Genomic DNA, 10,355 nt, shown 5'->3' with positions numbered 1-10,355 from the left:
CGCTGTAAGAGCGGAACCAATCGAAGCCGTTACCTAAATAACGGATATGTACTCAGTTCAAAAAGCCCGATAAGCCCGCATAAACAGCCCCACAACCTCCTGTACATGCTCCTCGGCCGCCTCTGCGCTCAGTTGCCCCCCACACCCATACAACAAACAAAAATTAGCCGTCCCCTTGAGCAAACAGAAAAAATGCTCCGCCGCGGTGAACGGCTTGGCAATACGCAATGCGCCACTCTGGTCGATCTTACCGAGCAGCCGCTCCATCCCCTGCAACATACGCATCGGCCCGGCCTCGAAAAAGATCTGCGACAACTTCGGATCCTGACTCCCGGAAGTCATCATCAACCGATGCAGGTTCACCGACTCCTCGCTATTGATCAGCACATGAAACCCGCGGGCGATATTGAGCAGCACCTTCTCCACCGGCATACCCTCGGGCAGCTCGAAATACATCACCGGTAACTGCTCTTCGCACTTGGCAACCACCGCTGCCGAGAACAGCGTCTCCTTGTCGGTGAAATGGCTGTACACCGTCAGCTTCGACACCCCGGCCTCCACTGCCACGGCATCCATGCTGGTACTGGCATATCCATTACTCAAAAACAGGATCTTCGCCGCATCAAGAATCGCCTGGCGTTTTGCCATGTCCTTGGGACGCCCGGGGCTATTGGTGTTCACAGGATTGTCGGACATTTTCACTTTATTACTGGACTGGTGAGTTTGGTATTAATAACATACTGGCCAGTATAATTATTCCTAGCACCATTAGCGAAAGGTCCTTCAGCATGCGCAGCTATTTCCTGCCACTCGCGTTGCCTGCCAGCTTGTTATTCCTGTTGGCTGCCTGTGGCCATGAAGAAGCGGCGCAAACCACCGTCCGCCCGGCCATGGTGGTTCAGCCAGAGCCTTCGGCGCAGGCTTCCGACAGCTACCCGGGCGAGGTGCGTGCCCGCTATGAACCCGACCTGGCCTTTCGCATTGGCGGCAAAGTCAGCCGACGACTGGTGGAGGAGGGCGAGCGCGTCAAGGCCAACCAGCCCCTGGCCGAACTCGACCCTCAGGACGTACGCCTGCAACTGGAAGCCACCCGCGCCCAGGTCGCCGCTGCCGACGCCAACCTGAGCCTGGTACGCGCCGAGCGTGACCGCTACAAGACCCTGATGGACCGTCAGATGGTCAGCCGCTCCCAGTACGACAACTCCGAAAACCTCTACCGCTCCGGTGAAGCACGCCTCAAGCAGATCAAGGCCGAATTCGACGTGGCCAATAACCAGGCCGGTTACGCCGTGTTGCGCGCACCCCAGGATGGCGTGGTCGCCAAGCGTGCAGTGGAAGTCGGCCAGGTGGTGTCGGCCGGCCAGACCGTATTCACCCTGGCCACCGATGGCGAGCGGGAGGTGTTGATCAGCCTGCCGGAGCAAAGCTTCGGGCGTTTCAAGATTGGCCAGCCGGTGTCCGTGGAACTGTGGAGCCAGCCCGACCAACGCTTCAACGGCCGCATCCGCGAACTGTCGCCGGCTGCCGATCCAAAGTCGCGAACCTTCGCCGCCCGCGTCGCGTTTACCGGCGGCAAAGTGCCTGCGGAACTGGGGCAGAGCGCTCGCGTCTTCATTCAGGCTGACGGGGTGATTCCCCTGGCGGTGCCGCTGTCTGCCCTGAGCGCGGAGAACGGCGCGTCCTACGTCTGGGTGGTGCAGCCCGACAATACCCTCAAGCGCACACCGGTGCGGATCGGCGCCTTTGGCGAGAAAACCGTGCCGGTGCTGGAAGGCTTGAACCCCACTGATTGGGTGATCGCCGCCGGTGTGCATGTACTCCATGAGGGCCAGCAAGTGCGCCCGGTGGATCGCGCCAATCGAGTGGTAAGTCTGGCGGCCAAGGAGTAGTCCCCGATGGGTTTCAATCTTTCCGCATGGGCGTTGCGTAATCGCCAGATCGTACTGTTCCTGATGATCCTGCTGGCAGTGGTCGGCACCTTGTCCTACACCAAGCTGGGACAAAGCGAAGACCCGCCGTTTACCTTCAAGGCCATGGTGATCAAGACCAACTGGCCAGGCGCTACGGCCCAGGAAGTGTCGCGCCAGGTCACCGAGCGTATTGAAAAGAAATTGATGGAGACCGGCGACTACGAGCGCATCGTCTCCTTCTCGCGGCCCGGTGAATCCCAGGTCACCTTCATGGCCCGGGACTCGATGCACTCCGCAGAGATCCCGGACCTCTGGTACCAGGTGCGCAAGAAAATCAGCGATATTCGCCAGACCCTGCCACCGGATATCCAGGGCCCGTTTTTCAACGATGAATTCGGCACCACCTTCGGCAATATCTACGCCCTGACCGGCGATGGCTTTGACTACGCCGTGCTCAAGGACTACGCCGACCGCATCCAGATTCAGCTGCAACGGGTGCCGGATGTCGGCAAGGTCGAACTGCTGGGCTTGCAGGACGAGAAGATCTGGATCGAGCTGTCCAACCTCAAGCTCGCCACCCTCGGCCTGCCGCTGGCGGCCGTGCAGCAGGCGTTGCAGGAACAGAACGCGGTGTCCACCGCCGGCTTCTTTGAAACCCCGAGCGAGCGGGTGCAGTTAAGGGTGTCCGGCAACTTCAAGACCGTTAAGGAGATTCGCGACTTCCCGATCCGCGTCGGTGATCGTACGTTCCGTATCGGTGACGTGGCCGAGATTCATCGTGGCTTCAACGATCCGCCGGCACCGCGCATGCGCTACATGGGCGCCGACGCCATCGGGCTGGCCGTGGCCATGCGTGATGGTGGCGACATCCTGGTGCTGGGCAAGGCCCTGGAAGGCGAATTCGCACGCCTGCAGAAGAACCTTCCTGCCGGTATGGAACTGCGCAAGGTGTCGGACCAGCCGGCAGCGGTAAAAACCAGTGTCGGCGAATTCGTCCAGGTGCTCGCCGAGGCCCTGGCGATTGTGTTGCTGGTGAGCTTTTTCTCTCTGGGCGTGCGCACCGGCATGGTGGTCGCCCTGGCGATTCCGCTGGTGTTGGCCATGACGTTTGCCACCATGTATTACCTCGGCATCGGCCTGCACAAAATCTCCCTCGGCGCGCTGGTGCTGGCGCTGGGCTTGCTGGTGGACGATGCGATCATCGCCGTGGAAATGATGGCGATCAAAATGGAGCAGGGGTACGACCGGCTCAAGGCCGCCAGTTTCGCCTGGACCAGCACAGCCTTCCCGATGCTCACCGGCACCCTGATCACGGCCGCAGGTTTCCTGCCGATTGCCACGGCGCAATCGAGCACCGGTGAATACACCCGCTCGATCTTCCAGGTGGTGACCATTGCGCTGCTGGCCTCGTGGGTCGCCGCCGTGATGTTCGTGCCGTACCTGGGGGAAAAACTCCTGCCGGACCTGGCGAAGATTCATGCGGCCAAGCATGGCACCGACGGGCCGGATCCCTACGGCACACCCTTCTATCAGCGCGTAAGACGCCTGGTGGAATGGTGCGTGCGTCGGCGCAAGACGGTGATCGTCCTGACCTTGCTGCTGTTTATCGGCTCGGTGGCGCTGTTCCGCTTTGTGCCCCAGCAGTTCTTCCCGGCTTCCGGGCGACTGGAACTGATGGTCGACCTGAAACTGGCTGAAGGCGCGTCCCTGAGCAATACGGCTGACCAGGTCAAACGCCTTGAAGCCTTGCTCAAGGAACATGCAGGTATTGAAAATTATGTGGCCTATGTCGGTACCGGTTCGCCACGTTTCTACCTGCCGCTGGACCAGCAACTGCCGGCCGCCAGCTTTGCCCAGTTTGTGGTGTTGGCCAAGACCATCGAGGAGCGCGAAAGCTTGCGCACCTGGCTGATCGAAACCCTCAACGAACAATTCCCGGACCTGCGTTCGCGGGTTACGCGGCTTGAAAACGGCCCGCCGGTTGGCTACCCCGTGCAGTTCCGGGTAACGGGCGAGCACATCGAAGAAGTCCGGGCCCTGGCGCGGAAAGTGGCGGCCAAGGTTCGCGAAAATACCCACGTGGTCAACGTGCACCTGGACTGGGAAGAACCGAGCAAGATCGTCTACCTCAACGTTGACCAGGACCGCGCCCGTGCCCTCGGCGTGAGCACCGCCAACCTGTCGAAATTCCTCCAGAGTTCCCTCACGGGCTCCAGCGTCAGCCAGTACCGCGAGGACAACGAGTTGATCGAAATCCTGCTGCGCGGCACGGTGCATGAGCGCACCGAGCTGTCGCTGCTGCCAAGCCTGGCGGTGCCGACCGACAACGGCAAGAGCGTGGCGCTGTCGCAGATCGCGACCCTGGAATACGGCTTTGAGGAAGGCATCATCTGGCACCGTAATCGCCTGCCGACCGTGACCGTTCGCGCCGATATCTACGGCAAGGAACAACCGGCCACCCTGGTGCAGCAGATCCTGCCGACCCTCGAAGGCGTGCGTGCTGAACTGCCGGACGGCTACCTGCTGGAAGTTGGCGGCACGGTCGAGGATTCCGCTCGTGGGCAGAACTCGGTCAAGGCCGGTGTGCCGCTGTTTATCGTGGTGGTGCTGACCTTGCTGATGCTGCAATTGCGCAGCTTCTCCCGCACCGCGATGGTGTTTCTCACGGCGCCCTTGGGCCTGATCGGGGTGACACTGTTCCTGCTGGTGTTCCGCCAGCCCTTTGGGTTCGTGGCGATGCTGGGGACCATCGCGCTGTCGGGGATGATCATGCGTAACTCGGTGATCCTGGTGGACCAGATCGAGCAGGACATCAAGGCCGGCCTGGCTCCCTGGCAGGCGATTATCGAGGCGACCGTGCGGCGCTTCCGGCCGATTGTGCTGACGGCGCTGGCGGCCGTACTGGCGATGATCCCGCTGTCCCGCAGCGTGTTCTTCGGGCCGATGGCCGTGGCGATCATGGGCGGCTTGATTGTTGCGACGGCATTGACCCTGTTGTTCCTGCCCGCGCTGTATGCGGCGTGGTTTCGGGTGCGCAAGGAGGCGGTGTAAGGCTGCGAGTGGCAGGGGTGTCCTGTAAGGAAATGCCTCTGGTCATTCACACATAGACGCAAACTGCGACCCTGGGCGACGGAACGTTTGCCCATGGTGCTCCACTCAGAATTGTCTGATTGACAGACGTCGTTGTCGGGGCCGCAAGCCTGCGGTCCCGATGAACAACAATGAGTTCATGGAGTGTCATATGTTTATTTTGTCTGCCCTGGCAGCTTTCAAAGGTGCTTTCCTGGGGTCACTGCTGGGCAATCTGTTGCCTGGTTCCAATAAAGAAGCTGATACGGCGCGACCGCACAAGCCCGGCCATGGACGGCCCGGTTTCAACCACGGCCATCACTCCCGACCAACGGGGCCTGTCCTGCCTGCGCGGCCCAAGCCGTATCACCAGGCGCCGGTGCATGAGGCCCACCAACCCTACCAGAGGTCATCGGCACTCTTTCCGATCCATCGATAGCCGCTGACTCGAGGCAGCCCGGGAACCACTCGGGCTGCCTTGCCACTCAGAGGGGGCTTTTGACCATAGATATCGAGGAGTGTGTATGATTTTTCCAGTACTGGTTTCACCACTGCACATGTTGGGGGCTGTATTTGGAATAGGGCCGAATTCCGGTCGGTCCAATGGCAATGGCCAGCCCGAGATCAACATTAATATCAAAACCGAAAACAACACCACCAACATCAGCAACAGCAATGCCGTGGGTAGTGATTTGCCTTGCAAGTGCCGCTATTAAAAAAAACGCCCTGAATAGTTCAGGGCGTTTTTAGTTGCCGGGTATGATCTACAGCGCGCCGAACACCTTCTTGGCCAAGCTGGTGGCAGCCGCCGCCGGGTTCTTGCGAATGGTTTCTTCCTGCTGGGCGATCATCTTGAACAGCCCGTCCAGCGCCTGTTCGGTCACGTAGCTTTCGACATTGGCGCTCTTGGCATCAATGGCGCCAAAGGTGGCGGCCTTGCCGGCGAGCGCGTTGTACTGCTGGGCCACGCCGACCTTGTCGGTAGCGGCCTTGACGATCGGCAGGAACTTGGCCCGGATCTCGTCACGGCTGCTTTTGTTCAGGTACTGGGTGGCCGAGTCCTGGCCGCCGGTGAGGATGCCCTTGGCATCGGTCACGCTCATGTTTTTCACCGCGTTTACCAGGATCGGCTGGGCCTGGGTGACAGCAGACTCGGCCGCCTTGTTCATGCTGGTTTCAAGTTGCGTGACCTGGTCACCCATGCCGAACATTTTCAACTTGTCGGCGACTTTGCCCAACTTGCCCGGCAGGCCGATCTTCACTTCGGGGTTGTTGCTGAAACCACCGGGCACACCCAGTTGTTTCACGGCAATCTGTGCGCCTTGGGTCAGTGCATCCTTGAGGCCGCCGGTGGCGTCGCCCTGGGACAGGCTGCCGAGGGACAAGGCCATGGCGTTGGAACCGAGCAGCAAGCCGGCGCACAGGGCAGTGAGGCGAAGGGAGTTACGGAGCATGGGCGCTTCCTTATGTTCGATATTTTAATCAGTGTGCAACCGCATCCACGCGCAGGCGCAGCGGTTGTGGGTCCTGGCCGTTCAACTGCACGGAGTGCCGTTCGGTGGTGATAAACAGTAGCTTGCCCTCCAGTTCGATGCGAGCGCTCACCGAGTAACTGTGGCCAGGCTTGACCTGGGTCGGGTCGTAGCTCAGATGAAAGGGCAGTGGCACCTGGCCTTTCACCGGGCCTTTCTGCTCGGCCAGGGTCACGGCCGGGGCGTCCATCAAGGACACATCCTGCAGGGTCACACTCAAGGTGGCGGCGGGCGGGAGGGCGATGCGTTGCAAATAGAAGACTTCGCCATCGAGGCTGGCTTTGGGCGCGGGGCTCATGGTCTGGCAGGCTCCCAGCAGGGCGGTCAGGCCCAGGAGGATGATTTTTTTCATGGTGCAGCTCCTTGTCAACGGCGCCAGAAACACCCTGGCGCCTCGGTCACTCTAGTGTGTTTCTTCGGGTACCACAGGCTGGTCTGCCGCCTCTTCGCTGCGATGCAGTGCGACCTGGCGAATCGACAGGCGAATCTCCGCGGGCAATACGCGTTTGGCTGCACCTTCGGCCAGCTCACCCAGCAGCGGGTGATAGCTCAGTTTGCCGGCCTCGTCGCGACGCAGCACATCTTGCTCCAGCAGGGTCTGGATAAAATGTCGGAAAAGGCTCTTGTCGAAGAACTCCGGGGCATTCAGGCCGTGCAGGATCGACAGGCGCTGGGCCATGACCGTGCACAGGTCTTCCAGCTCTTCGGCGCTGATGCTGTTCTGGCCGCTGTTGAGCAGCAGCGAGATCGCCATGTAGAAGCGTTGCAGGGTCTGGGCGATGCTCTTGGACAGCAGGGTCAACAGCACAAACTGCCGTGAGCTGGGCGCCGGGCGCAGGTACACGTCGTTTTCAAAACGCAGCAGGCCTTGTTCGACGAAGGCTTCGAGCCACTGGTCGACCACCGCGTCCAGCTCGTCCAGGGACCAGCGGATAAACAGCTCCGATTGCAGGTACGGGTAGAGCGCACGGGTATAGCGCAGGATCTGTTCGCGGCTCATCCGCGAGCTGCTCTGGAAGAAACTTGCCAGCAGCGCCGGCAGGGCGAAGATGTGTAGCACGTTGTTGCGGTAGTAGGTCATCAGGACGGCGTTCTGCTCGTCCAGGTAGAGGATCTTGCCCAGTGCATCGCTCTGTTCCGACAGCAGGTCCATGTCCTTGACGTGCTTGATCAGCGCCAGGCCGTCGCCTTCCGGTAGGGTGGTGTGGGGCGAGTAGGGCACCTTGCGCAGCAGTGCCAGGTACAGATCCAGCTGGCGCGCCATCGCCTGTTCGTCCAGGGCCAGGCGGGTGGTGGACAGCAGCGCGAGGGCCACCAGGTTCACCGGGTTGATCGCCGCCGCTTCGTTCAAGTGTTGCGCCACCCGTTCGCCGAGGCGGTTGGTGGTTTCGTTGAGCCACGCCGGCTTGTAGTTCGGGCCCAGCTCCTGGGAGCGCCAGTCGGGCTGTTCGCTGTCGAGGAATTCAGCCAGCTTGATCGGTTCGCCGAAGTTCACGGCGACCTGGCCAAAGCGCTGCTTGAGGGCGCCGACCACTTTGAAAATATCGAATATCGACTCTTTCTTCTTGCTCGCACCGCGCAGTTCGCCCAGGTAAGTGCGGCCTTCCAGCACCCGCTCATAGCCGATGTACACCGGCACGAACACGATGGGCATGCGTGATGAACGCAGGAAGCTGCGCAGGGTGATCGCCAGCATCCCGGTCTTCGGTTGCAGCATGCGCCCGGTGCGCGAGCGTCCGCCTTCGACGAAGTATTCCACCGGGAAACCCTTGGTGAACAAGGTGTGCAGGTATTCGTTGAACACCGAGGTGTACAGCGGGTTGCCCTTGAAGGTACGGCGCATGAAAAACGCCCCGCCACGGCGCAACAGGCTGCCGATCACCGGCATGTTCAGGTTGATCCCGGCGGCGATGTGCGGCGGGGTCAAGCCATTCTTGAACAGGAGGTAGGAGAGCAGCAGGTAGTCGATATGGCTGCGATGGCACGGTACATAGATCACCTCGTAGCCCTGGGCGACCTTTTGCACACCTTCGATGTTGTTGACCTTGATGCCGTCGTAGATCTTGTTCCAGAACCAGCTCAGCACCACTTCGAGGAAACGGATGGCGGTGTAGGTGTAGTCCGAGGCGATCTCGTTGCCATAGCGCAGAGCCTGGGCCTTGGCTTTCTCGGGGGTGATTTTCTCGCGTTCGGCCTCGTCGAGGATCGCCTGGCGTACCAGTGGCATGTTCACCAGGCCCTTCACCAGGTTGCGCCGGTGGGACAGGTCGGGGCCGATCACTGCGGTTTTCAGGTTGCGAAAGTGCACCCGCAGGATGCGCTGGGCCATGCGCACGGTGCGTTCGTGGCCTTTATTGTGCTCGATCAACTCACGCAAGTTGATGGGCGCGGAGAATTGCACCCGGGTCTTGCGGCCCAGGATCAGGATGCTCAGCAGCCGGCGCAGGCGGCCGGTGACGGCCCAGCTGTCGGCGAACAGCAGTTTCCAGGGGCTGGACTCGCTGTCGGGCGACTGGCCCCAGAACACGCTGACTGGAATGATCTGTGCATTCTCTTCGGCGTGTTCGGTGAGTACATCCACCAGGCGGGTCAGGGTGGGTGGGGCGCCACGCTTGTCCTGGCGCCCCAGCCAGTCGGGGTCGGGCGTCAGGTAGAAGAAGGCCGCCGGCTCCATCAGCGGGCCGACCGACACCGGCAGCACCGGGCGCGGCAGGCCGGCCTTGGTACATTCGGTATCAACCACCGCCAATTCGGTGAGGGATGGAGATTGCAGGACGTAAAACACCGGACGACTGCGGTCGAGGTTCAAGGTAAGGGACGACTGGTTGATCGTCTCTGAGCGAACCCAGAGGTACAACAGCCGGCGCAAGGTGCCAAATACCAGACGGCGAAAGGGAGAACGGGTCATACGGCTTCTGCTTTGAGTGGGGAAAAAAACCGGGCAGGTGCTCGGGGCGCTAGTGTGCAGTATTAGCCGAAAATCGGCAAAAAAGCGGCGAAGTAATCTTGAGTTGAAGCTTTTTGAGCCTGTCTTATACTCGGCAGTTCAACTGCGACGACTCAACAATAAACGTACTTATAAAAAGCATGTGGGAGCAAAACAGATGGCAACGCGCGAAACCGGCAATGTGAAGTGGTTCAACGACGCCAAGGGCTATGGCTTTATCCAGCGGGAAGATGGCAAGGATGTGTTTGTGCACTACCGCGCCATTCGCGGTGAAGGGCATCGTTCATTGGCTGAAGGCCAGCAGGTGGAATACGCCGTGGTGACGGGAGAGAAGGGCTTGCAGGCTGAGGATGTGGTGGGCCTGTAACCTTGGCGTGATCGTTCCCACGCTCTGCGTGGGAATGCTTCTTTGGACGCTCCGCGTCTGCTTTTAATCGTGACGCGGAGCGTCACAGGTTGCATTCCCACGCAGAGCGTGGGAACGATCCCTCAGGTTGTTTTCCAGGTGATCTGCTCTTCACCGTCTGCGCTGATACGAATCCAGGTATCCGCGCTTTCTTCACCTTCTTCCTCTACCCAGCTGCCCGGCGCGCAACGCACTTCGACGTTCAGCGCGGCAAAGGCTGCGCGGGCGCAGGCGATGTCGTCTTCCCACGGGGTCTGGTCGCTTTCCAGGTACAGGCTGTTCCATTTGCCTACGGCTTTCGGCAGCCAGGTGACCGGTACGCTGCCGGCTTTGCACTTGTAGGTCTGGCCGCGCTGGACCCAGTCGGTGCACGGGCCCAGGGCGGCGCCCAACCAGGCGGCGATGGCCTTGTGGTCGACGTCGGCGTCCTTGAGGTAAATCTCGATATCAGGTTGGCGCATGGATGTTCCTCGTTGCGGGATTTTGAAAAT

General features: G+C 60.6%; 9 protein-coding genes. 4 read left to right on the top strand and 5 right to left on the bottom strand.

Annotation, left to right across the window (positions count from 1 at the left end):
- Nucleotides 1-57: 57 nt before the first annotated feature.
- Nucleotides 58-696 carry a TetR/AcrR family transcriptional regulator gene (locus HX824_RS26515; protein WP_003219360.1) on the bottom strand — a complete coding sequence of 213 codons (639 nt, stop codon included), beginning with the start codon at nucleotides 694-696 and terminating at the stop codon, nucleotides 58-60.
- Nucleotides 697-788: 92 nt separating this feature from the next.
- Here HX824_RS26515 and HX824_RS26510 point away from each other — a divergent pair, with 92 nt between their 5' ends.
- From HX824_RS26510 to HX824_RS26500, 3 genes are all read left to right on the top strand, one after another.
- Nucleotides 789-1,889 carry an efflux RND transporter periplasmic adaptor subunit gene (locus tag HX824_RS26510; RefSeq protein WP_003219359.1) on the top strand — a complete coding sequence of 367 codons (1,101 nt, stop codon included), beginning with the start codon at nucleotides 789-791 and terminating at the stop codon, nucleotides 1,887-1,889.
- A gap of 6 nt (nucleotides 1,890-1,895) precedes the next feature.
- Nucleotides 1,896-4,961: an efflux RND transporter permease subunit gene (locus HX824_RS26505; RefSeq protein ID WP_177055508.1), complete on the top strand. Its 3,066-nt coding sequence runs from the start codon at nucleotides 1,896-1,898 to the stop codon at nucleotides 4,959-4,961.
- A 542-nt stretch (nucleotides 4,962-5,503) separates the two neighbouring features.
- On the top strand, nucleotides 5,504-5,695 hold the full coding sequence (locus tag HX824_RS26500; protein WP_177055506.1) for a hypothetical protein: 192 nt from the start codon (nucleotides 5,504-5,506) through the stop codon (nucleotides 5,693-5,695).
- Nucleotides 5,696-5,743: 48 nt separating this feature from the next.
- Here HX824_RS26500 and HX824_RS26495 read toward each other — a convergent pair whose 3' ends face one another.
- Genes HX824_RS26495 through plsB form a run of 3 tightly spaced genes read right to left on the bottom strand, consistent with a single transcriptional unit; the run spans nucleotide 5,744 to nucleotide 9,419 of the window.
- Entirely contained in the window at nucleotides 5,744-6,433 is a 690-nt protein-coding gene (locus HX824_RS26495; protein ID WP_177055504.1) for a DUF4197 domain-containing protein, read from the bottom strand.
- A 28-nt stretch (nucleotides 6,434-6,461) separates the two neighbouring features.
- A complete protein-coding gene (locus tag HX824_RS26490; protein ID WP_003219355.1) occupies nucleotides 6,462-6,863 on the bottom strand; it encodes a YbaY family lipoprotein in 402 nt (133 codons plus the stop codon).
- Nucleotides 6,864-6,914: 51 nt separating this feature from the next.
- Entirely contained in the window at nucleotides 6,915-9,419 is a 2,505-nt protein-coding gene (gene plsB, locus HX824_RS26485) for a glycerol-3-phosphate 1-O-acyltransferase PlsB (RefSeq protein ID WP_177055502.1), read from the bottom strand.
- A 196-nt stretch (nucleotides 9,420-9,615) separates the two neighbouring features.
- On the opposite strand from plsB, the gene HX824_RS26480 reads away from it, so the two are divergent.
- Entirely contained in the window at nucleotides 9,616-9,825 is a 210-nt protein-coding gene (locus tag HX824_RS26480) for a cold-shock protein (protein ID WP_003219353.1), read from the top strand.
- Nucleotides 9,826-9,947: 122 nt separating this feature from the next.
- Here the strand turns inward: HX824_RS26480 and HX824_RS26475 are convergent, their stop codons facing one another.
- The gene (locus HX824_RS26475) at nucleotides 9,948-10,325 is read right to left on the bottom strand and encodes a hypothetical protein (protein ID WP_008430491.1); all 378 of its coding nucleotides are present in this window, start codon (nucleotides 10,323-10,325) and stop codon (nucleotides 9,948-9,950) included.
- Nucleotides 10,326-10,355 lie beyond the last annotated feature (30 nt).

This window comes from Pseudomonas sp. D4002 (genome assembly GCF_013385665.1).
Taxonomy (GTDB): domain Bacteria; phylum Pseudomonadota; class Gammaproteobacteria; order Pseudomonadales; family Pseudomonadaceae; genus Aquipseudomonas.
Note: the sequence above shows the minus strand (reverse complement) of the source record. Positions and strands in the feature narration are given on the sequence as shown.

Bases quoted from the DNA above. Each gene is read 5' to 3' on its own strand.
- HX824_RS26515 (WP_003219360.1), bottom strand. From the start codon at position 696: ATGTCCGACAATCCTGTGAACACCAATAGCCCCGGGCGTCCCAAGGAC.
- HX824_RS26510 (WP_003219359.1), top strand. From the start codon at position 789: ATGCGCAGCTATTTCCTGCCACTCGCGTTGCCTGCCAGCTTGTTATTC.
- HX824_RS26505 (WP_177055508.1), top strand. From the start codon at position 1,896: ATGGGTTTCAATCTTTCCGCATGGGCGTTGCGTAATCGCCAGATCGTA.
- HX824_RS26500 (WP_177055506.1), top strand. From the start codon at position 5,504: ATGATTTTTCCAGTACTGGTTTCACCACTGCACATGTTGGGGGCTGTA.
- HX824_RS26495 (WP_177055504.1), bottom strand. From the start codon at position 6,433: ATGCTCCGTAACTCCCTTCGCCTCACTGCCCTGTGCGCCGGCTTGCTG.
- HX824_RS26490 (WP_003219355.1), bottom strand. From the start codon at position 6,863: ATGAAAAAAATCATCCTCCTGGGCCTGACCGCCCTGCTGGGAGCCTGC.
- plsB (WP_177055502.1), bottom strand. From the start codon at position 9,419: ATGACCCGTTCTCCCTTTCGCCGTCTGGTATTTGGCACCTTGCGCCGG.
- HX824_RS26480 (WP_003219353.1), top strand. From the start codon at position 9,616: ATGGCAACGCGCGAAACCGGCAATGTGAAGTGGTTCAACGACGCCAAG.
- HX824_RS26475 (WP_008430491.1), bottom strand. From the start codon at position 10,325: ATGCGCCAACCTGATATCGAGATTTACCTCAAGGACGCCGACGTCGAC.